This is a genomic window from Vreelandella songnenensis (assembly GCF_003002925.1).
Lineage (GTDB): Bacteria > Pseudomonadota > Gammaproteobacteria > Pseudomonadales > Halomonadaceae > Vreelandella > Vreelandella songnenensis.
On the sequence record NZ_PVTK01000001.1, the window covers coordinates 468,032 to 488,955 of the forward strand.

General features: G+C 53.9%; 17 protein-coding genes, 7 tRNA genes and 1 pseudogene. 8 read left to right on the forward strand and 17 right to left on the reverse strand.

Annotated features, from left to right (window positions below):
• Positions 1-14: 14 nt before the first annotated feature.
• From B0H98_RS02040 to B0H98_RS02055, 4 genes and pseudogenes are all read left to right on the forward strand, one after another.
• Positions 15-1,265, forward strand: coding sequence for a M20/M25/M40 family metallo-hydrolase (locus B0H98_RS02040; protein WP_106373402.1), 1,251 nt, complete (start codon positions 15-17; stop codon positions 1,263-1,265).
• Positions 1,266-1,645: 380 nt separating this feature from the next.
• Positions 1,646-3,100 (forward strand): SLC13 family permease, encoded by a 1,455-nt coding sequence (locus B0H98_RS02045; RefSeq protein ID WP_106373403.1) that lies wholly within the window; start codon positions 1,646-1,648, stop codon positions 3,098-3,100.
• A 1,337-nt stretch (positions 3,101-4,437) separates the two neighbouring features.
• A pseudogene (locus B0H98_RS02050) lies at positions 4,438-5,216 on the forward strand (CLCA_X family protein).
• Positions 5,217-5,315: 99 nt separating this feature from the next.
• A complete protein-coding gene (locus tag B0H98_RS02055) occupies positions 5,316-5,471 on the forward strand; it encodes a metallothionein (RefSeq protein ID WP_106373404.1) in 156 nt (51 codons plus the stop codon).
• A 383-nt stretch (positions 5,472-5,854) separates the two neighbouring features.
• Here the strand turns inward: B0H98_RS02055 and B0H98_RS02060 are convergent, their stop codons facing one another.
• A complete protein-coding gene (locus B0H98_RS02060; RefSeq protein ID WP_106373405.1) occupies positions 5,855-6,946 on the reverse strand; it encodes an NADH:flavin oxidoreductase/NADH oxidase in 1,092 nt (363 codons plus the stop codon).
• Between the two features lie 84 nt (positions 6,947-7,030).
• Here B0H98_RS02060 and B0H98_RS02065 point away from each other — a divergent pair, with 84 nt between their 5' ends.
• Entirely contained in the window at positions 7,031-7,333 is a 303-nt protein-coding gene (locus B0H98_RS02065; protein WP_106373406.1) for an ArsR/SmtB family transcription factor, read from the forward strand.
• A 103-nt stretch (positions 7,334-7,436) separates the two neighbouring features.
• Here B0H98_RS02065 and B0H98_RS02070 read toward each other — a convergent pair whose 3' ends face one another.
• The 10 genes from B0H98_RS02070 to B0H98_RS02110 all read right to left on the reverse strand — a co-directional run bounded on the left by B0H98_RS02070 (position 7,437) and on the right by B0H98_RS02110 (position 16,437).
• Positions 7,437-9,059: a BCCT family transporter gene (locus B0H98_RS02070; RefSeq protein ID WP_106373407.1), complete on the reverse strand. Its 1,623-nt coding sequence runs from the start codon at positions 9,057-9,059 to the stop codon at positions 7,437-7,439.
• A 458-nt stretch (positions 9,060-9,517) separates the two neighbouring features.
• A complete protein-coding gene (locus B0H98_RS02075) occupies positions 9,518-10,042 on the reverse strand; it encodes a hypothetical protein (protein WP_208623567.1) in 525 nt (174 codons plus the stop codon).
• Positions 10,043-10,488: 446 nt separating this feature from the next.
• Positions 10,489-11,532 carry a histidine kinase gene (locus B0H98_RS16940; protein WP_146130228.1) on the reverse strand — a complete coding sequence of 348 codons (1,044 nt, stop codon included), beginning with the start codon at positions 11,530-11,532 and terminating at the stop codon, positions 10,489-10,491.
• 5 nt (positions 11,533-11,537) lie between these two features.
• Positions 11,538-12,146 (reverse strand): DNA-binding transcriptional response regulator, encoded by a 609-nt coding sequence (locus B0H98_RS02080; RefSeq protein ID WP_106373409.1) that lies wholly within the window; start codon positions 12,144-12,146, stop codon positions 11,538-11,540.
• A gap of 362 nt (positions 12,147-12,508) precedes the next feature.
• A tRNA-Ser gene (locus tag B0H98_RS02085) sits at positions 12,509-12,596 on the reverse strand.
• 112 nt (positions 12,597-12,708) lie between these two features.
• Positions 12,709-13,209, reverse strand: a complete 501-nt coding sequence (locus B0H98_RS02090; RefSeq protein ID WP_106373410.1) for a YiiD C-terminal domain-containing protein — start codon at positions 13,207-13,209, stop codon at positions 12,709-12,711.
• An 11-nt stretch (positions 13,210-13,220) separates the two neighbouring features.
• Entirely contained in the window at positions 13,221-13,781 is a 561-nt protein-coding gene (locus B0H98_RS02095; protein WP_106373411.1) for a nitroreductase family protein, read from the reverse strand.
• Between the two features lie 45 nt (positions 13,782-13,826).
• A complete protein-coding gene (queF, locus tag B0H98_RS02100; protein WP_106373412.1) occupies positions 13,827-14,660 on the reverse strand; it encodes an NADPH-dependent 7-cyano-7-deazaguanine reductase QueF in 834 nt (277 codons plus the stop codon).
• Between the two features lie 44 nt (positions 14,661-14,704).
• Positions 14,705-15,478, reverse strand: coding sequence for an ABC transporter permease (locus tag B0H98_RS02105; protein ID WP_106373413.1), 774 nt, complete (start codon positions 15,476-15,478; stop codon positions 14,705-14,707).
• Positions 15,475-16,437, reverse strand: a complete 963-nt coding sequence (locus B0H98_RS02110; protein WP_106373414.1) for an ABC transporter ATP-binding protein — start codon at positions 16,435-16,437, stop codon at positions 15,475-15,477. Before B0H98_RS02110 ends, B0H98_RS02105 begins: the two co-directional genes overlap by 4 nt.
• 275 nt (positions 16,438-16,712) lie before the next feature.
• Here B0H98_RS02110 and B0H98_RS02115 point away from each other — a divergent pair, with 275 nt between their 5' ends.
• Positions 16,713-18,344, forward strand: coding sequence for a methyl-accepting chemotaxis protein (locus tag B0H98_RS02115; protein ID WP_106373415.1), 1,632 nt, complete (start codon positions 16,713-16,715; stop codon positions 18,342-18,344).
• 164 nt (positions 18,345-18,508) lie between these two features.
• On the opposite strand, the gene B0H98_RS02120 is transcribed toward B0H98_RS02115, so the two are convergent.
• From B0H98_RS02120 to B0H98_RS02145, 6 genes are all read right to left on the reverse strand, one after another.
• Positions 18,509-18,583 (reverse strand) — tRNA-Gly (locus B0H98_RS02120).
• A gap of 19 nt (positions 18,584-18,602) precedes the next feature.
• Positions 18,603-18,678 (reverse strand) — tRNA-Glu (locus B0H98_RS02125).
• Between the two features lie 31 nt (positions 18,679-18,709).
• Positions 18,710-18,784: transfer RNA gene (locus tag B0H98_RS02130), tRNA-Gly, on the reverse strand.
• A 23-nt stretch (positions 18,785-18,807) separates the two neighbouring features.
• A tRNA-Glu gene (locus tag B0H98_RS02135) sits at positions 18,808-18,883 on the reverse strand.
• Positions 18,884-18,888: 5 nt separating this feature from the next.
• Positions 18,889-18,963 (reverse strand) — tRNA-Gly (locus B0H98_RS02140).
• 24 nt (positions 18,964-18,987) lie between these two features.
• A tRNA-Glu gene (locus B0H98_RS02145) sits at positions 18,988-19,063 on the reverse strand.
• Between the two features lie 288 nt (positions 19,064-19,351).
• Here B0H98_RS02145 and msrB point away from each other — a divergent pair.
• Both msrB and ylqF read left to right on the forward strand, forming a co-directional pair.
• On the forward strand, positions 19,352-19,750 hold the full coding sequence (gene msrB, locus B0H98_RS02150) for a peptide-methionine (R)-S-oxide reductase MsrB (protein WP_106373416.1): 399 nt from the start codon (positions 19,352-19,354) through the stop codon (positions 19,748-19,750).
• Positions 19,751-19,862: 112 nt separating this feature from the next.
• On the forward strand, positions 19,863-20,816 hold the full coding sequence (ylqF, locus tag B0H98_RS02155) for a ribosome biogenesis GTPase YlqF (protein ID WP_106373417.1): 954 nt from the start codon (positions 19,863-19,865) through the stop codon (positions 20,814-20,816).
• Positions 20,817-20,924: the final 108 nt, after the last annotated feature.

The window sequence follows — 20,924 nt, forward strand, 5'->3', positions numbered from 1 at the left end:
CACGGAGAGTTGAGATGAGCGATACAGCCAAACCCTGGACACAGCCCATGCCCGACGCGCAGTTCAAGCTGATGCGCGATATTCTGGCAGCTCCAAGCCCGGTGGGCCTGGAAGCGGCGATGACCTACGGTGTGCTCAAGCCGCATTTTGAAAGCTTTGCCCCCAAGGATTGGCACCTGCACCAGTTCAAGGGCAACGCGGGCGTGGTGCTGGACACCCACCCGCAGCGCGATGACATGTTCACGGTGATGATCATCGGCCATGCGGACAAGATTCGCATGCAGGTGCGCTCGATTGGCGAAGACGGCAAGATCTGGATCAACACCGACTCTTTCCTGCCGACGGTACTGATCGGCCATGAGGTGAAGCTGTTCAGCGAAGACCCGGAAAAACCCGGCAGCTATCGCAGCATCGAAGGCGGCACGGTAGAAGCGCTGGGCGCGATTCACTTCTCGGACCCGGCCCAGCGCGATGGCAGCAAGGGCCTGAAGAAAGAGCAGATCTATCTGGATCTGCAGATTCACGGCGAAAACAAGAAGCAGCAGGTACTGAACCTGGGCGTACGCCCCGGCGACTCGATCATCTTCGACCGCCCGATCCGCCCGGGCTTCAGCCCCAACACCTTTTACGGCGCCTACCTGGATAACGGCCTGGGCTGCTTTGTCACCGCTGAAGTGGCGCGCCTGATCGCCGAGGCGGGTGGCACCGAGAACGTGCGCGTGCTGTTTGCGATAGCCAGCTACGAAGAGATTGGCCGTTTCGGCAGCCGCGTGATGGCCGGCGAGCTGAAGCCTGATGCGCTGATTGGCGTGGACGTGAACCACGACTACGTGGCCGCCCCCGGGATTGGCGACAAGCGCATGCAGCCGCTGGAAATGGGCAAGGGCTTTACCATGTCGGTTGGTTCGATCGCCAGCGAACAGCTCAACCGCATCATCGCCACTGCCGCCAAGGAGCAGGACATTCCCCTGCAGCGCGATATGGTGGGCGTGGATACCGGCACCGACGGCATGGCGGGCGTGCTGGCCTCGATCGACAGCGCCGCCACCTCCATCGGCTTCCCGATCCGCAACATGCACACCATTTCGGAAACCGGAAACACCCAGGACGTACTGGCCGCCATTCACGCGCTGACCCACACCCTGCAAGCACTGGACAAACTGCCCAACCTTGAGCGCGAGTTCCTGGATAACCACCCGCGCCTTGACCAGGCAAGCCCGCTTGCCCACCAGGGCCACGCCAAGCCGGAAGGCGAAGAGAAGTAAGCTAGTTGCTGCAAGCGCCCGGTAGATTTCGCGCTGAGGCATAAAAAAAGCCCTGACCAATCATCGGTCAGGGCTTTATCAGCTCCTCCATGACACCTACTCACAAACGTCCTGTTTGTGCTTCCCTGGGTAATACAGGCGCTCCCTGCCTGCTCTTCCTTACGGCCTCTCCCTGCCACAATGCCTATCTTGCCGACCAAATATGTCAACTTCATTAACATGAATAAAAAATTGATGACAGCGGCCCGCGCAGCGCCTTGCCACCTCATACCAAAGTCTATGCCATACCACCAACGGCGTATAAACGAAAGTGGTAGCATGCCTCACCCCTTATATTAGTGCTTAGCTAATTACTTTATCGTGCCATGGGAGAGAGGCGTATGGGATTAACACTATCGAACTGGCGCCACTGGGTGCCGCTGCTGGCTGGGCCACTGCTTTTCATCGCCATACAGCTGGTGATGCCCGAGTCGCTGATTGACCCCGCGCCGCGTACCGTGCTGGCACTGACGGTATGGATGGGAGCCTGGTGGGTAACCGAGCCCGTGCCGATTCCGGTTACCTCGTTTCTACCCATGCTGGTGCTGCCGCTAAGCGGCGTCATGGTGCTGGATGACGCCGTGGTCGGCTACGCCAACCCGGTGATCTACATGTACATGGGCGGGTTCATCCTGGCGATCGCCATCGAGCGCTGGAACCTGCATCGGCGCATCGCGCTGGCCATCGTCAATCGCATCGGCAACAGCCTGCGCAGCATCGTGCTGGGCGTCTTGATCGCCTCGGCATTTCTCTCCATGTGGATTTCCAACGCCGCCACCGCGCTGATGATGCTGCCCATTGCCGTGGCGCTGACCAACGAGCTGGACGAGCGCGACCAGTTCGACCGTGACCAGCGCGACAGCTTCGCGCGTATTCTGCTGCTGACCGTTGCCTATTCGGCCTCCATCGGCGGGCTGGCCACCATTATCGGTTCGGTGCCCAACGCCATTGTGGTGGCGATGATTCCGCAATTCTTTGAAGGCGTTGAAATCAGCTTTCTTCAGTGGATGATTTTCGCCCTGCCGCTCACGCTGATTCTGCTCGTCATCTTGTATGTCTACCTCACCCGGCTTTACACCAAGGTGCCCGATACGCCGCTCGAGATCGACTTCGTGGCCCAGGAACTCGCCTCGCTCGGGCCGATGAGCAAGGAAGAGAAGCGCGTGCTGGGCGTGTTCGTGGTTACTGCTCTTGCCTGGGCGCTGCGCGGCTGGCTGGCACCGTTTTTCGATCTGCCCATCAACGACACGCTGATTGCGGTCACCGCCGCCATCGCCCTGTTCGTGATTCCGGCTCATAACGAAAAACGCGCGCTGCTGGTGTGGGACGACATGAAGAGCCTGCCCTGGGGGCTGTTCATTCTGTGGGGCGGCGGCATGACCTTGGCGGCTGCCTTTATCGCCAGCGATTTGACCGGTTGGATCAGCGACCAGCTTCAACTGCTGGATGGCGTCAACTACTTCTGGCTACTGCTGATCATGGTGCTGCTGATGCTGTTTTTGACCGAGATCATCTCCAATACGGCCACGGCCAACATGGCGCTGCCCATTACCGCCGGCATGGCGGCGGCGATTACCACCGGCAACCCGCTGGGGCTGATGGTCGCCGTGGCGCTGGCCACCACCTGCGCCTTCATGCTGCCGATCTCAACCCCGCCCAATGCGGCCGTGTTCTCGACCGGACGTATTTCGATCAAGCAGATGGCCAGGGCAGGCTTCACCATGAATATCGTCAGCGCCATCGCGATTACCCTGTTCGTCTACTTCGTGATGCCGCTACTGCTGCCCTCTGTTTGATGATTAAATTAAGCATACTCAGTTAATTAACAGGCATAAAAAAACCCCCGCGCCATTGCTGGCCGGGGGTGATCTGTTCGTCCTTAATCCTGCTTCACAAACATCCTGTTCGTGCTTCCCTGTGTACTGCAAACGCTCCTTGTTCGCCTTTCCCTGTATTAGCAAATAGTCCTTATTTGCTCATCCCTGTAGTTTGCAAGCATCCTTGCTTGCCTTTCCGTGCACTTCGCAAACAATCCTTATTTGCCCATCCCTGCAATCTGCAAATATTCCGTATTTGCTAATCCGTATGATTTGCAAACACTCCCTGTTTGCCTTTCCCTGTACTTCGCAAATATTCCTTATTTGCCCATCCGTGTAGCCGCAAACACTCCTTGCTTGCCCTTCCTTGTATACTGCGAACCGTCCCTGTCCATCTTCCTTAGAGCGCTGCCCTGCGCTATGTGTGCACAATGGACCTCAAAAGCCTCTATTTATCTAACACAGGTTATGAAAACCATAAAATAACCAATAATCCATAAAAGATATTAATTTAGCGGGGCATATTAAGGCAGGTAAACTTAAACTATTAAGCGAATATTGATAATACTAGAAAATATAAAAAAGAAAGTAATTTATTATACTTTTTTGATCTTTCTTTATTATTAAAGAAAAGTATTTTTTGGCGATATAGAAATGCCCATCAATGGGTCTATATTATTTATCCTGAAAAAATAGTCAATCATCTATGATAAATAAGGCTTATTGATCTCATATATATCTTCAGAAAATCATTACTTCTTGTACAAATGGAACTAAACCAAAGAAATTAATTTTCAAAGAGTTATAAAAATCAATCTACTATTCCAACCGGCGCGCATGAAATTACAGGCTTGTTTCTTGTACTTTGTAAAACCTTTCCAAACTCTGCTTGGGCGTTCGCGATAGGCAATTGCCACCCAAGGAAGGTAAAACCGGCTGCCTGCCGTGCTGACACCACGCTGCAATGGCGATACCAACCAGGCAGTAACATCGGAAGCTCTCCGCAGTGTTTGTACAGGTATTTGCTCTATACCCCGCCAAATCGGGCCTCAATCAGGTTTGGCAACGCTTTCGTACAACCTGGCGACAATTTTTACTTGTACATCGGTTAACTATTCGCTATTGTTCGTACTGTTCGCGGCAGGGAAACCGCACGCAAGGAAATGAGCGCTCAGGATGAGCCGCAAGACGTCATGGAAGGCCAAGGAAACGAAAAAGCGTCCTCACTCGTGAGGGCGCTTTTTCGTGGGCGACATTCAGCAATGTATCGACCTGCTGGCATAATGGTTGGCCTGAACGCTAGGGAAGCAGTCGTCATGAGCATCGAAGCACGCACGTTTTATCGCAACGGCCCCCACCACCGCGAGGGTGAAGCCGCAAGCTTTGCGCTCATTCGGCGTCAGTTCGATTTTCGCTCCATCGAGATCGGCCGCTGGGTGAGCCCTCAGGAGCGCGACAAGGCCGCTGAACTGTTTCACGATGCGCTGTGCGACCTGATGCTGATTCTGCAAGGGCCTGAAGCGCTGGTATCACTGCGCGGTTCGCTGGCCCTTCAATACGGCAGTGGCGGCAGGCCGGGCGTGGCCGCCCATTACGACCCTTCCCAGCGCAGCTTCGCCCTTGCCAAGAACGCAGGACCCGGCAGCATTGCCCATGAGTGGTTTCACGCTTTTGATCATTACATTGCCAGTAAGTGCTTTCACGGCGTGTCAGCACGCCAGTTTGCTTCCAGCGCCTGGCTTGGCGATGCGCCGCGCCTGTTCACCATCCGCTCAATCAACGCCTGGTGGAGTGTTTCAAGGCTGTCATGCTGACGCCGGAGGGCCACCAGCCCAGTGCGCTCTTCCAGCACTCTAAACAGATGGACCGCCAACTCAACCAGCATTACTACAGCCAGCCCGAAGAGCTGTGCGCTCGCGCCTTTGAAGCCTTCGTGCAGGACGCCCCGCTCAAGAACCACTTTCTGGTGAAGGGCACCAAGGCAACGCCAGAAGCCGCGCTTGGCCTCTACCCCCAGGGCGAGCAGCGCGAGCGCATCAATGAAGCCTTCAGCGCCTACTTTAACCAGTTGGGTAAAGCCCTCGCGCAAGCGTAGAAGCCCGCAAATCCATTGCTCGAAAAAGAGTGGAAAACGCAATTACATAACACCGGGGGTCGCGCCTACGCTGTAAGGTACCAACCAAGGAGGTGCGATATGTCTCAGCAACAGTGTGCATGCCCCAAGTGCGATTGTTCCGTTGATAGTCAGGCCATCGAAAAAAACGGCCAGCGCTACTGCTGTGAAGCCTGCGCCATCGGCCATACCGACGGTTCAACTGATTGCGGTCACAACTGCCAGTGCGGTAAATAACCGCCTTCGGCCATTCAGCCAACCGGCGCCCGGCAGGTTTCTGCCGGGCGCTTTTGTCTCTAGGGCGTTGCTTTGCCACCTTGGCTGGCGCATGACCCACGTCAAACCGCAAGGCGTGCGCAAACGCTTTGCTTGTACTAAGCTGGAAGCATCTCAACTACTTACAGGGAAAGTAAAATGCCATCTACTACCGTTATCGTCGTTGTTGTGGTCGTCATTGCCGTGCTGGGCGTCGGCTTCAGCGGCGTACTGCCTTTCTAATACGCGATTGAATGAGTGAAAACGCCCGCTGAGATATCAGCGGGCGTTTTGCTTTTCAGATCATGAAGCCTTTCAGCACGGTCTTGTCGCCTGCCTGATAAAACTCCAGAAGCGCGACAGGCTTACTTGTAGCGCTCCAGCCAGTGCGCATAGGGTGCCGGCAAGGTCCAGGAGGCACGGTCAATACCCAACTCCTGAGCAGCGAAGTAGGACCAGTGAGGATTCGCCAGGTGTGCCCGGCCAATCATCGCCAAATCCAGCTGACCACGCTTGATAGCCTCCTCGGCAACGCTTGGCGTACCGAAGCCCCAGGCAGACGCCACGGGGATTCCCGCCTCGCTGCCTACCCGCTGGGCAACTTCGCCCATGAAACCCGGGCCCCAGGGGATGTTGCCGTCAGGGATGCTGAACCCGATGCTGACGCTAAGCAGATCCAGGCCGCTGCGCTTGAAGCGGCGTGTGAGTTCGATAGCCTCGCTCAGGGTCTGTTCGTCTCGGCCATCGTATTCGATCACGCCCAGGCGCGCGGTCAGCGGCAGATGCTCTGGCCATACCTCACGAACCGCCGCCAGGGTTTCCAGCAGGAAGCGGCTGCGGTTATCGAAGCTGCCGCCATAGGCGTCATCGCGTTGGTTGGAGTGATCAGAAAGGAACGATTGCGCCAGGTAGCCGTGGGCGAAATGCAGCTCCAGCCACTCGAAGCCAGCGTCGCGCGCACGGCGAGCGGCGGCCACGAAATCCTCGCGTACCTGGGCAATGTCTTCCAGCGTCATGGCGTTGGGCTGTTTATCCAGGTGAGCGCCAAAGGCAATCGCCGACGGGGCAATGGTCTGCCAGCTACGCGGATCATCCTCGCCGATATGGTCATCACCTTCCCACGGGCGGTTCGCGCTGGCCTTGCGCCCGGCGTGAGCAATCTGGATACCCGGTACGGCACCCGCCGCCTTGATCGATTCCACCACCGGCACGAAGGCCTGGGCAAGGTCATCATTCCAGATACCCGCACACCCGGGGGTGATACGCCCTTCCGGCGACACAGCGGTGGCTTCGACCACCACCAGCCCCGCCCCACCGCGCGCCAAGGAGGCATAGTGAACGCGGTGCCACTCATTGATCAGTCCATCTTCGGCGGAGTACATGCACATGGGCGGAATCGCGATCCGGTTACGCAGGGTGACATCTTTCAGCGTGAAGGGTTGGAACAGCGCAGACATTGGAAATTCTCCAGGAGAGGTTATTACTAAAGTTCGATAATATTCGAACTATGGGCCTAGCGCAAATTCGTGTATGATTTGCCCATGCGCCCTTTCAAACATCCCCCCGTTAGCGAGTTCGTTCTCGAGCGTCTGCTTTACGCCTTGAGCGATCCTGTACGCCTGGATATCGTCCGGCGCCTTGCCGAATTGGGCGAGGCCAGCTGCGGCGAGCTGGACGGCGGTCGCCCGAAGTCCACCATGTCGCACCACTTTCGCATCTTGCGCGATGTCGGGTTGGTGCACACCCAGACCATCGGCACCACCCATATGAATTCGCTGCGTAAAGCTGATGTGGATAGCCGGTTTCCGGGGCTGCTGGATGCAATCGTGTCTCAGCAATCGTAGTGCCGTATCAACGGCGGATGGGGAGACTCGCCCCCACGTCTGCTTGAAAGCCCGCTGATTTTTCTCAGCGGGCTTTTTTATGGGTGGCCTTTCTCTTGCCTGACTATTCGTTCAGCTTCTCGGGGTTGGGCGGGCGGCCTACCCTCACCTGGCTGAGATCTTCATGGGACAGGCCGCGCAACAGCGAGAACATCATGATAAACACCAGTATGAACATCGGCAGGCCGACCACGGTGATCACTTCCTGCAAGGCGGTCAGCCCCGCATCGCCCGCCAGCACAATCAGCATGGCGGCCAGCATGCCTTCCGAGACACCCCAGAAGACGCGCTGATGCCAGGGGCCGGGGTCGGGGCTGCCGGTACACAGCATATCGACCACCAGTGACGCGGAATCCGAAGACGTTGCAAAGAAGATGGCCACGATCACCACCGCCAGGCCCTGGATTAACGTCGCCGCCGGGAAGTTATCGAAAAACGCGAACATGGCCAGTGGGATGCTTTCAGCAACGGCGGCAGACAGGATACCGGCCTGATCGCCCAGGGCTTCGCGGGCAGCTGAACCGATCCCGTCGATTTCCATCGCCGACCAGCCAAAGATCGCAAACCACACCAGCGTAAACATGGAAGGTGCGAACAGTACCCCCAGCACGAACTCACGGATGGTACGCCCGCGGGAAATACGCGCCACAAAGATGCCGATGAACGGCGACCAGGTAACCGTCCAGGCCCAGTAGAATACCGTCCAACTGCCCTGCCACCCCCAGCCGCTGCCATCGGTACTGGTATAGCGCGCCAGAGTATCGTTCCAGAATGCCATCGGCAGCAGGTTGGTGATGTAAAGGCCCAGGGTTTCGACCATGGCACGCAACAGAAACACGGTCGAGCCGGTAAAGAGTACGAACAGCAGCAAACCAACGGCCATACCGATATTGATATTGGAGAGCCGCCGTATGCCCGAATCCAGCCCAGCTACAATCGACCCCACGGCAATGGTGGTCAGCACGGCAATGATGATGACCTTGGTCAACACGGCATCCGGCACGCCAAACAGCTCGGTCAGCCCCGCATTGATCTGCTGGGTGCCCAGGCCAATGGAAACCGCCACGCCAAACAGCGTACCGAGGATGGCAAAGATATCGAGGGTCTTGCCGATAGGCCCGTAAATGCGCTCGCCCAGCAGCGGATAAAAGACAGAGCTGAACCGCATCGGCAGGTTGTAACGGTAGATAAAGTACGCAAACGCCAGCCCCGGCATGGCGAAAATTGCCCAGGTATGCAGCCCCAGGTGATAGATCGAAAAGCTCATGGCATCGTCGGCGGCTTCCACCGAAAAGGGCTCGACACCCGGTCTTGGCGGCGTCGCAAAGTGGGAAATAGGCTCGGCCACCCCCCAGAACATCAGCACCGTACCGATGCCACCGGCAAACAGCATGGTGAACCAGGAGATATTGCTATAGGCAGGCTTGGCATCGTTACCGCCCAGGCGAATCGCCCCGTAACGGCTGATCGCCACCCACAGCAGAAACGCTACCCACGTGGTGACCCCTAAAATAAAGAACCAGCCAAGGTTGGTCACCACCCACTCCCGCCCCGCACCAAAGGCCGCCCCTATGGCATCCGGTGCAATCAGCAGCGCCACCAGGAACAGAACCATGATGCCTGCGGAAGTGAAGAAGATAGTCGGATCCGTTCGAAGGTCAAGCCTTCTCGCAAGCGTATTGAGCATGTTCGTTCCCCTTTTCTTTACAACAACATAGGAGTGATGGGCTGATCACGCCAAGATGTTGGGGAAAAATGAAGGGCTAGCAGCGGGCACAACATGGTTCAGAATCGTTTTCAGCTACTACCATGCATAAGCTTTGCACAAGAGCATTTTGAAAACAGACAGTCTAGTTCTTATCAACAATAAATACTTCATCAGTCGCAATTCTTCGAAGATTCTTTTCGTCAAATATTTTGAATACAACTTTAACAATTTACTGTTCGAGGCTACTTTAGCGAGGCAGACAGACTCGTGGAAGGGACTGAACGTTGCGAGTAACTACACTCTCAACTACCTTTATACAAGACAATCATTTACTCCTTAAAAGTATTTACGGGGACATAGAACTCTACTACATAGAGCCTGAACAATTGGCAAATCTAAGGTGCGAAGCAATATAAGATTATATGCCTGACGTATTTTTACATATCTAGTTTATAGATAAAACTATAGCCACTATCTTGAGAAAAATAATATATTTTATTAGACTTTTCTTCTATACCTGCGCAATTCTTTGCCCCACAACCTAAAAATCGAAGTTTTTTCTCATTTTCATTAATTATAACGGTAATCATACTATCAGAGCTGTTCTCTCCAGCCATATGATCACTGATAACTTTTTCCGCTTTTTTCTGCCCTTCATTTTCGAAATATACAAGACTAAGGATGAAAGCCAAGCTAGCCAATAACAAAAATGCAATATTATTAAACCTACGTTTTTCTTTTCTTTCTATGTCAAGAGATATCCTTGTCCCTATCCAGAATCGATGAAGTTTTATAACTTTTCGTTTGAATCTCACACTAGTTTTAAGTTTATCAATATATAATGGCAAAATAGCATAGGACCAAAGATATAATAAAACTGAAGTCATAATTAGCATTATAATAGTTGGACCAAACGATGAGATGAAACCACCATAAATAACTTGATGAAAACTTCGTTCCATCATATTCGAATTTAGGCTCGCCTCTATGAGAAATCCGTGGTACTTCGCGGTACTCCATGAATAGAGAATAGCTGTACAAACAGCTAAAATAATTGCGCTATCTATCGATTTTCTCAATTTTGCACCCCAAAAATGTAACTATTTACTAAGATAGAAACAGCGACATTATAAATGCCTTATCTATCTTAAAAATAAGAATAATGTATAGCATAAATACTATGAGCTGCGATCACTTGATTTACGTAAAAAGTTAATTTTTAAGCAATTTTTTATGCAGGTTAATAAAACTACCTCCTCCTAAAAAACACTCTATTTTTTGATCTGAGCACTTAAATATTAAAAACATAATCTACAAATAGCTTATATCTAGCTCACTTTACGTTCATTTTCATTAAACTTTACTCAAAACTTATAATTTTTCAGTTTACGAAAATAAAAGCATAACACTATTGCCAGGTCGATTTACGCTTAGGCAAACTAACGGTAAATATATTTCTTTGATAATTTACACCCATAAAATTTTCTACCGTATCACAAACCGGATTAACTAATACTGAACCTGAGTTTAATTCTAATATTTTTTTAGCTCGATTCATTCCAATACCATCGCCGGCTTTTCCGATTCGATTAGCAAGTTCACCTGAAACACCTTCCTCAAATATTTCATCAGATTCTCCTTTTTTAATTTCTAAACTAATCATATCCATTACTATTTCAATAAATTCACCAACATCTTTTATTTCAACATTTAAAGTTGTTTTCGGTTTTATATATTTTGCAGCATTTTCAATGATATGATATATAGCTACATGAAATGACTCATAATCGAAATTAGCAAAATATTTATTCTTATCATTAGCGATCTTTACTCTTACATCCTTATCTGTAAAATCAGAAAAAAATAAATAGAAAATATTCATTAACACTTTATGCACATTGTGTTCTCTAATCTGAAGATCTGGATTACTATCAAACAGTTTCCGAAACACTGAGAACTCTGCCTTCATTGCAGCATTGTTTTTTGCAATTCTGAGAAATGACAATGCGGCTTCTCTAGGTTCTCTCTTTACAATATCCTCTACAAATGAAATTTGTCCGCCAATTTTTTGACTTACATTTTCTTGTGGAATTAAAGAATATATTTCTTGGATATTATGAGCATTTAACGATGTTAAATTATGAATCAATCTACTAGTATTTTTATTAATATTGGCACGCGCCTCTTTGACCACATGATTAATCATTTCAGTAGAGTCTAAAATAATATTTAATGCAGTAGAAAATTTTGCAGAACTTTTTATATAATTTTTATCAGATGAAAATGCAACAACAGTTCCATGCTGACTAAATATCCTGCCCGCTCGCAAATTAATACCATTAAGCTTCTGAGATCTTGAATTAATACTGTTTATTTTTTCTATTTCTTTTGGATGTAAATTACAGAAGATAACACTTCCATCAGAAGAAGAAATCCTATATCTAATATTCATAATATTTAAGACTCTAAGCCTATGGTAAATTCTTCTACAATACGTTGAAATTCGTAAGGATCTGCATTTTTAGGTAAAAATGAATCAGCCTTTCTTAAAGCTTCATGAAATCTATCACCTTTTGTTTCTGCAGAATATATAATCACCTTTTTTTCTGGATATTTCTCTTTGACAGCAAGAGCTAATCCTAGCCCTTCATCATTAAAACCCATAGCAACACCTACTCCCTGTACATCAATAAAGAGTAAATTAGCTTCAACAATATCGTATTCATCTAATGTTTTACAATCCTTTATTAACTTAGTATGCACCCACCCACTTTGAGTTAATATTTTAGCTACTTTAAATCTTGCATCATCATCAATAAAAAGAATTCGTGTTTCATTCTTATACTCACCTAGACTTTTTTTATGGCTTTTATCATTCACCGTCTTTTCTCCCGGGTTATGATTTTTTTCGCCAACATTAATTGCTATGGTATTTGTATTTACCGCTTTATTTTTTTCGGATGCAGTTATTGTTCGATTCTTAAAAAAGAATGAAAAAATGCACCCTAGAACAGCCATACCTAAACCACTGAATAACCATTCTTTATTTTCAAAAACCCAATTCATCAAAAATCCTCATTTATAGCAATGGTGCCATATAGTTATGCACGTATTTTTCTTTTTCTCTATAGCTTACGCTATCAGTATTTTAATACTGCTGTACAAGCTCTATCAAAAAAACATGTTCTAGGTTAAATGCAAAATGAGGAGGCTATCTCAAGGGAAGCCTACTTTAGTTTGTTAGCGGCCCTAACTCAGCGTCTCATTATTATTAAGAGTACATTAGCGAAACTAAGTGAAAATGTCACCTTTATATTGACAAGAGTGAGGCTAGGTTAGGCAAAAAGTAAAAAGCTTAGCTCGAAGGCTCAGTTAAAAATTCCAATAAAAAAGCCCGCTGATTGCTCAGCGGGCTTTTTCAAATTCTGTGGCGGAGAGGGAGGGATTCGAACCCTCGAAGCCTTTCGACTTACACACTTTCCAGGCGTGCTCCTTCGACCACTCGGACACCTCTCCACATTTTGTGTTCCATCACTTGGGCTGTGCCTTTCGCGACAGAACGGCGCATATTCTATGTTTTAAGTGGCCAAATAGCAAGGCCTTTTTCGAGACCAGCTGTTTGATGTACTTAATCGCTGCACGACAGAACGGCGTAGCTGCCGTGGGCTTCCAGGCAGAGCGCGTCGCCGCAGTAGAGTTGCTGGGTCAGCGCGATGCGGCCTTTGCCGCGCTCGGCGAGCTTCTGGCTGAGCTTTTCGATGCCGTCTGGCTCACTGGGTGTGCAGATCAGGCGGTAGTCGCCGTTTACCGGGGCCAGGAAGCGTTGGGTGGCCTCGGCCACTACCACATCCCTCGCCAGCCCCTGCCCGCGCAGCCAGAGCGTTACCCAGCACCAGCCTTGCAGCGTGGTTTGCGCGCTTAGCGCGCCGCCGAAGCCCGTGCCCTTGTCGTTCAGGTTGGGCGCCAACGCCAGCCGCCAGGTAAGCGAGTGGTTGTGGAGCGACATGCTTTCAATACCCAGTGCGCCCACCATGGGGATGGCATCACCCAGCCAGGTGTGAAAAGCCGCCAGGTCTTCCTGGCCTTTTGGCAGCGGCAAGCGGGGGTGAGGCACACCGGGTTTTCGCATGGCGTTTACTCCTAGGCCCAACGCTCGACAAAATCGGCCACGTCGTGCTGCGGCAGCGGCTTGTGGCGCCCGCCCAGGTTGCCCAGGTAGATAAACGCGACCACTTCGTCGTCTTCCTCAAGCGAGAGCCCCTTGCGCACCACGGGGTCGAAGGCGTACTTGCCGCTGCGCCACATGGCGCCCAGCCCCAACCCGTGGGCGGCCAGCAAAATGCCGTGGGCGGCACAGCCGGCGGAAATTACCTGCTCCATCTTGGGCACCTTGGGCAGGTCCGGCGTGACCTTGGCGATCACGGCGATGATCATGGGCGCGCGCAGGGGCTTCTTGCGGGCGGCGTTCAGCGTGTCGTCGCCGGCACTGGGGTCTTCCTGGAACTCGGCTTCGGCAAACAGCTCGCCCAGGCGCTCACGCCCTTCTCCGGTGAATTCGATAAACCGCCAGGGGCGCAGCTCCTTGTGGTCCGGAGCGCGCAGGGCTGCCTTGTAGAGGGCGTCCAGCTGCTCGGCGGTGGGCGCGGGTTCCACCAGCTTGCCCATCGAGCTGCGTTCGTGAAGAAGCGTGAGTGCATCCATTGGTTTTATCCTTCGTTCAGTCAGGCTCTACTGTAGCGCAGTGGCTTACTGCCTTGCCAGACGCAGCGGGCTTGGCGGTGTCAGGCCCGGCGTGGCGCGCCAGGGGCTGATATCCAGCCCGCCCCGGCGCACGTAACGTGCCAGCACCAGAAGCTCGATGGGCTTGGCGTGCGCCATCAGGTCGGTAAAGATGTGCTCCACGCAGTGCTCGTGAAAATCCTGGTGCTGGCGGTAGCCGATCAGGTAGCGCAGCAGGCCTTCGCGGTCGAGCTTGGGGCCTTTATAGCGAATCAGCACGCTGCCCCAGTCAGGCTGGCCGGTGACCGGGCAGTTGGATTTGAGCAGGTGCGAATGCAGCGTCTCCTCCACGATCTCGTCGCTTACTGCCAGGTGGGCGGCGCTGGGGGTGTAGTCGCTTACCTCGATGTCCAGGTCGTCCAGGCAGTCGCCGGGCAGCGGCTTCGGGGCAAGCTCGGCGTCTTCCACGCCAAGAAGCTCCACGCTTATCGGCGCACCGGCGGCGGCGCTCAGGTCACGCGTGAGGGTCTCGATCAGCGCTTCGCGGCTCTCAATGCGGGTCTGGTTGAAGCTGTTGAGGTAGAGCTTCCAGGATTTGGATTCGATCAGGCTGGGAGAATCCGCCGGCAGCCGAAAACGGGCCACGGCAACGATAGGCTTGCCGCGGGCGTTGAGCCAGGAAACCTCGAAGGCGTGCCACTCGTCTTCACCGACAAACGGCAGGCTGCCCTCTTCAATGCCCAGCGGCGCGCGGTTGGCGGCGCGGGGAATGGGGAACAGAAGCCCGGCATCGTACTGCTCGGGGTAGGCGGAATCGCGCCCCAGGGGCGCGTGTTCCAGAGTGTCGGGGCGGTGTGCCATAGATCATGCTCTCTTGAAAACGACTCTTTAAAACGGGCGTGCGCTCAGCTGCGGATGCCTTTGCCACGCTCCAGCATGGTAAGGGCGGCAAAGAACAGCACGATGATAAATGCAAAGATGGCGGCCAGCGCCCATACCACAGGGATATCCGAGACGCCCAGAAAGCCGTAACGGAAGACGTTCACCATGTACAGGATGGGGTTGAGCATGGAGACGCCCTGCCAGAAGTTGGGCAGCATGGAAATGGAGTAGAACACGCCACCAAGGTACGTAAGCGGCGTCAGGATAAAGGTCGGCACGATGGAAATATCGTCGAACTTGTTCGCCAGCAGCGCGTTGATGAAGCCGCCAAGCGAAAAAAGCGCCGAGGTCAGCACCACCACCAATACGGTCAGAAGCGGATGCTCGATGGTCAGGCGGGTAAAGAACAGCGATACCAGCGTGACGATCAGCCCCACGCCCAGGCCGCGCGCCATCCCACCCAGAATGAAGCCCGAGAGAATCACCCAGTTGGGCATGGGTGAAACCATCAGCTCTTCCACCGAGCGCTGAAACTTGTTCGAGAAGAAGCTGGAGGCGACGTTCGAGTAGCTGTTGGTGATCACCGACATCATGATCAGGCCGGGGACGATGAAGTCCATGTAGCTGTAGCCGTCCATCTCGCCGATGCGCGAGCCGATCAGGTTGCCAAAGATGATGAAGTACATCGCCATGGTGATGGAGGGCGGCAGCAGGGTCTGCGGCCAGATGCGCGTAAAGCGCTTGATCTCCTTGAGCACCAGCGTCCATAGCGCCACCAGGGTTTGGGTCGCATTCATGCCTGTGCCTCCGCTTGCGTGCGCTCGTCGATAGCCTTGTTGCCTGCCTCTACCATGGAAACAAACATCTCCTCCAACCGATTGGCGCGGTTGCGCATGGAAACCACCCGAACGCCCTGCTCGCTCAACGCGCTGAACACATCGTTGAGCTGCTGGCCGCGCTGAATGACGATAGAGAGCTGCGAAGGCTCGATCTGGGCGATTTCAAACCCGTCGATTACCGGGGGAGCGGTGACTGGCTCGGCGAGATCCAGCAGGAAGGTTTCGGTATTCAGCTCGGCCAGCAACTCGCGCACGCTGGTGTTACGCACGATTTCGCCGTGATTGATGATGGCGATATTGCGGCACAGGCTCTCCGCCTCTTCCAGGTAGTGGGTCGTCAGGATGATGGTGGTGCCTTCATCCTGGTTGATCCGGCGCATGTATTCCCACATGCTGCGGCGCAGTTCGATATCCACCCCCGCCGTGGGCTCATCTAGAATCAATAGCTTGGGACGATGCATGAGTGCGCGGGCAATCATCAACCGGCGCTTCATTCCGCCGGAAAGCATACGCGCGTTGCCGTTGCGCTTGTCCCACAGGCCAAGGTCGCGCAGCAGCTGCTCGGCACGCGGCAGCGCTTCGCGGCGCGTCATGCCGTAGTAGCCCGCCTGAGCCAGCACGATATCGATCACCTTCTCGAACTGGTTGAAGTTGAACTCCTGAGGAACCACGCCGAGCTGGTACTTGGCCTTGGCGAAGTCCTTATCGATGTCGATACCAAAAATCGATACCTTGCCTTCCGACTTCTGCACCAGCGAGCACACAACGCCGAGGGTGGTGGACTTACCCGCGCCATTAGGGCCCAGCAGAGCAAAGAAATCGCCCTGCTGAACGTCCAGATCAATTCCTTTTAACGCTTGAAAGCCGTTGCCGTACACCTTGGTAAGGCCACGGATAGACAATGCCGGTTCGGCCATAAAGATGTCCTGTCAGCAAAAAATGGGGCACTAGAAAACAAGTGAGAAGCAACGATATCGGGGCATTCGCTGTTTTTTTCAAGCTGAAGGCGGCTTCAGCGACCGGCTATTTTATTACGCCGCTAACTAACTCATACAATTAATGAGCGATAGCGGCGTTTTGTCGCGCATGAATGCCCGACTAATACTTTAGTATTAGCCGTATGCCATTACGCTATTAACTAATAGCACGGCATGCAAGGGAACACATAATTCATAAATGAGAAAAACACTTAATGAGCACCATCATTACCCAGCCCCCTGTCGCCTTTACCCAGCCAGCATCCACCGAACCCTCGCCCGCTGAAGCCAAGCGCGGCCTGTCAGCACTTTCGCTGCGCCGTCAGCGCCTGATTGGTGTGGCGGTTCTGTGGCTGATACTTGCCATCATGATTACCGTAAACGCTCTGCAAAGCCGGGCGCTGCTGCATCATGAGCGCGAACAGCGCATGGTGACCGCTGTGAATATTGCCGTTTCCACTCTCGAGCATTTCGACGAGATGGCCAAACAGGGCCAGGTCAGCCTGGAAGAGGCCAAGACCCTGGCATTTGAAACCATCCGCGACGTGCGCTTTGGCAAGGATGACAACTACCTGTTCGCGCTGACCGGCGACCTTAAAATGCTGGCCCACCCCAAGCGCCCGCCAGGCCAGGACCTTTCCCAGGTTACCGACCCGCAGGGCAAGCTGATTTTCCATTCGATCCTGGACAGCGCCCGCAGTACGGGTGCGGGCTTTACCGATTACCATTCCAACTTTGCCCGGGGCAATGATGCCATGCCCCTGGTACACACCTATACCGAGGCCTACGCGCCCTGGGATGTATACGTGTCCAGCGGCATCTTCATGGGCGATATCAGCCAGGCAATCATGGCCAAACTGATCAAGACCATTCTGGTGGGCCTTGTGGCCGGCGCGCTGGTAACGCTGGCGTTCTGGGCCATGATCTCGCTGATTCTGCGCCGCCTGGGTGGCGAGCCGGATTACGCGGCAAGCGTCGTTGCCCGCATTGCCCAGGGTGACTTGACGGCCAAGGTCGACCTGAGCGCCAACGATACCCGCAGCCTGCTTTACGATATTCAGCAGATGCGCAACAAGCTTCATGCCACCATGCAGGAAATCCACACGACCAGTGCCGCAGTGGATCACAACTCCGCTGATATTGCCGCCGGCAATCAGGAGCTCTCTTCGCGTACCGAGCAGCAGGCCGCCGCCCTTCAGCAAACTTCTGCCAGCATGGAAGAAGTGACCGCCACCGTACGCCAGAATGCCGATAACGTCGAGCAGGCCAAGGAGCTGGTGCGTAGCGCCGGTGAAACCTCCCAGGTTGGCCAGAAGGCCATCGGCGAAGCCGTCAGCTCCATGCAGGAGATTACCCGTGAAGCGGTCAAGATCTCCGAGATCGTCACGCTGATCGACAGCATTGCGTTCCAGACCAACATCCTGGCGCTCAATGCCTCGGTGGAGGCCGCGCGTGCCGGTGAGCACGGCCGAGGCTTTGCCGTGGTAGCGGGTGAAGTACGCCAGCTGGCCAACCGCTCGGCAAGTGCGGCTCAGGAGATCAAGACGCTGATCAACACGTCCAACGCCCAGGTGGATAACGGTGCCTCACTGGTCACCACCGCCAAGGAGCGCATGGAGCATATCGACCAGCAGATTCAGCGTATCAACGCTCTGTTTGCGGATATCACCGCGGCGACTCATGAGCAGACCCAAGGCATCGAGCAGATCAACGTGGCAATCGCCCAGCTTGACCAGTCCACCCAGGACAACGCCTCCATGGTTCAGCAGACCGCCAACTCCGCCCACGACCTGAAACAGCGCTCGCAGTCGCTCAACGGTATCGTCAACCACTTCACGCTCAGCTAAACACACCGCTTACGCTCAGGCATACCGCCTGGGCGTAAGTAGCTATCAACCACCTGTGCATAAATCACACGCACAGCAAAACGCCGTCAGCGAAGACGGTAGATAGAAGATGTTTATTCAGAAAAGTAACGACAGAGAAGATATTTGAGATGGTGCTGTTTACGTGGAGCGGGAAAAGAGATTCGAACTCTCGACCCTCGCCTTGGCAAGGCGATGCTCTACCACTGAGCTATTCCCGCAACGTAAACGCTTGCTAGATGGCGTCCCATAAGGGGTTCGAACCCTTGTTACCGCCGTGAAAGGGCGGTGTCCTAGGCCACTAGACGAATGGGACGTATAAACATCTAACTTATCAATCACTTGATTGGAGCGGGAAAAGAGATTCGAACTCTCGACCCTCGCCTTGGCAAGGCGATGCTCTACCACTGAGCTATTCCCGCTTAATCAATCTTGCACATCGGATTGGCGTCCCATAAGGGGTTCGAACCCTTGTTACCGCCGTGAAAGGGCGGTGTCCTGGACCACTAGACGAATGGGACGTTTTTGGAGCGGGAAAAGAGATTCGAACTCTCGACCCTCGCCTTGGCAAGGCGATGCTCTACCACTGAGCTATTCCCGCACTCCGATACCTTAACGATGAAATTGGCGTCCCATAAGGGGTTCGAACCCTTGTTACCGCCGTGAAAGGGCGGTGTCCTAGACCACTAGACGAATGGGACGTTTCATTGCCTCGTCGAGGTGGCGCGTATATTACTCAGACCGCTCTTTACTGTCAAGCACTCTGATATTGTTCTGCTTTCCCTGCTCGCCCTATCCTCATTGGCAGGCGGGGTCGGCTGTCTGCAAAATGCTGAACTCATGCGGGTTTGCCGTAGTCTCAGCGGGTAATGCCTTGGCGGCTCTGGCGTGTTTAACAGCACGCCTTTACTGGGCTGTGTTCAGTGACACCTGTCCTTACTGGCAAGAGTACGCTAGCCTGCGAGTAATAGAGGGAAAGGAGACATTGTATGGCGAAAATTGAAAAATCCCCCGAGCAGTGGCGCGAAGAGTTGACTCCGGAGCAGTACCGGGTAGCGCGTGAAAAAGGCACCGAGCGCCCTTTCACCGGCGATTACCAGGTGCGCGACGAACAGGGCATCTACCACTGCATCTGCTGTCACGCTCCGCTATTTGAAAACGAGCACAAGTTTGATGCCGGCTGTGGCTGGCCAAGCTTTGACAGGCCATTGGGCCGCCATAGCGTGGAAGAGCACCAGGACACCACGCACGGCATGGTGCGCACGGAAGTCGTATGCTCTCACTGTGATGCACACCTGGGCCACGTCTTCCCCGATGGCCCCCCGGAGTCCACGGGGCTTCGCTACTGTATCAACTCCGTCTCGCTCGAATTCCATCCGGGCGAGTAGCCTACTCATAGGCCGAATCAAGACCACCGAGGCGTGCATGCAGTAGATCAGCGCCAAGCACGACGGGCTGCTATAATGGCAGCCCGTTTTTTTGTGCTTGTAGGAGAAACTCATGCTCGGCTGGTTCCCCGGACATATGAACAAGGCCCGCCGCCAGATCAAGGATGCGCTGCCGGAAATCGACGTGGTCATCGAGGTACTCGATGCACGCCTGCCCTACTCCAGCGCCAATCCGATGCTGGCCGAGCTGACCCGGCACAAGCCGGTGCTGAAGATTCTCTCCCGGGCGGACTTGGCAGACCCGGAACGCACCGCCGAGTGGGTGGCCTTTTTCGATGCCCAGGAAGACACTCGGGCGCTGGCCATTACCACCACCAATACCCGTGAGCTGAAAACGATTCCCAAGCTTTGCCATGAGCTGGCCGGTGCCGTGCGCGCCGACCGCGACGTGCGCGTGATGGTGATGGGTATTCCCAACGTGGGTAAATCCACGCTGATCAACGGTCTGGCCGGACGAAAGATCGCCAAGACCGGCAACGAGCCGGCCGTGACCAAGCGCCAGCAGAAGGTACGTATCGATGGCCGCGTGGCGCTGATCGACACGCCCGGGGTGCTGTGGCCCAAGATTGAAGACCAGGCCAGTGCCTACCGGCTGGCGGCCAGCGGCGCGATCCGCGATACCGCCATCGAATATACCGATGTAGGGATCGTGGCCAGCGCCGAGCTTGCCAAACGCTACCCCGCCGAACTCACCGCGCGCTACAAGCTCAAGGCGCTGCCGACTTATGAAGCTCCGGTGGACAGCGAGGTGGACGCCGATGGCCCGAAGCGGCCCGATTTTCTGGCCCTGGCAGGTTTTGATGGCTACGCCATTCTCAAAGAGATTGCCGGTAAACGCGGCGGCCTGCGCCCGGGGGGCGAGGTCGATCTGCACCGTGGCGCAGAAGTGCTGCTGCACGAGCTGCGCGATGGCAAGCTTGGCCGCTTGACCCTTGAAACCCCTGACGATATTCCGCCGCCCATCGTGCACGATGACGAAGACAATCAGGCACCTTCCGACGCATAATGGGAAAATCGCCCGGCGCCGCCGCACGGCCTTTGGACACCTTTGGATACCTCACTCATGGAAACCTCTCAGCCTCAAACGCCCGTTGAGTCTTCTAGCGAGTCTCAA

Excerpts from the sequence above, each read along its gene's own strand:
- B0H98_RS02040 (WP_106373402.1), top strand. The coding sequence starts at position 15 with ATGAGCGATACAGCCAAACCCTGGACACAGCCCATGCCCGACGCGCAG.
- B0H98_RS02045 (WP_106373403.1), top strand. The coding sequence starts at position 1,646 with ATGGGATTAACACTATCGAACTGGCGCCACTGGGTGCCGCTGCTGGCT.
- B0H98_RS02055 (WP_106373404.1), top strand. The coding sequence starts at position 5,316 with ATGTCTCAGCAACAGTGTGCATGCCCCAAGTGCGATTGTTCCGTTGAT.
- B0H98_RS02060 (WP_106373405.1), bottom strand. The coding sequence starts at position 6,946 with ATGTCTGCGCTGTTCCAACCCTTCACGCTGAAAGATGTCACCCTGCGT.
- B0H98_RS02065 (WP_106373406.1), top strand. The coding sequence starts at position 7,031 with ATGCGCCCTTTCAAACATCCCCCCGTTAGCGAGTTCGTTCTCGAGCGT.
- B0H98_RS02070 (WP_106373407.1), bottom strand. The coding sequence starts at position 9,059 with ATGCTCAATACGCTTGCGAGAAGGCTTGACCTTCGAACGGATCCGACT.
- B0H98_RS02075 (WP_208623567.1), bottom strand. The coding sequence starts at position 10,042 with ATGGAACGAAGTTTTCATCAAGTTATTTATGGTGGTTTCATCTCATCG.
- B0H98_RS16940 (WP_146130228.1), bottom strand. The coding sequence starts at position 11,532 with ATGAATATTAGATATAGGATTTCTTCTTCTGATGGAAGTGTTATCTTC.
- B0H98_RS02080 (WP_106373409.1), bottom strand. The coding sequence starts at position 12,146 with ATGAATTGGGTTTTTGAAAATAAAGAATGGTTATTCAGTGGTTTAGGT.
- B0H98_RS02090 (WP_106373410.1), bottom strand. The coding sequence starts at position 13,209 with ATGCGAAAACCCGGTGTGCCTCACCCCCGCTTGCCGCTGCCAAAAGGC.
- B0H98_RS02095 (WP_106373411.1), bottom strand. The coding sequence starts at position 13,781 with ATGGATGCACTCACGCTTCTTCACGAACGCAGCTCGATGGGCAAGCTG.
- queF (WP_106373412.1), bottom strand. The coding sequence starts at position 14,660 with ATGGCACACCGCCCCGACACTCTGGAACACGCGCCCCTGGGGCGCGAT.
- B0H98_RS02105 (WP_106373413.1), bottom strand. The coding sequence starts at position 15,478 with ATGAATGCGACCCAAACCCTGGTGGCGCTATGGACGCTGGTGCTCAAG.
- B0H98_RS02110 (WP_106373414.1), bottom strand. The coding sequence starts at position 16,437 with ATGGCCGAACCGGCATTGTCTATCCGTGGCCTTACCAAGGTGTACGGC.
- B0H98_RS02115 (WP_106373415.1), top strand. The coding sequence starts at position 16,713 with ATGAGCACCATCATTACCCAGCCCCCTGTCGCCTTTACCCAGCCAGCA.
- msrB (WP_106373416.1), top strand. The coding sequence starts at position 19,352 with ATGGCGAAAATTGAAAAATCCCCCGAGCAGTGGCGCGAAGAGTTGACT.
- ylqF (WP_106373417.1), top strand. The coding sequence starts at position 19,863 with ATGCTCGGCTGGTTCCCCGGACATATGAACAAGGCCCGCCGCCAGATC.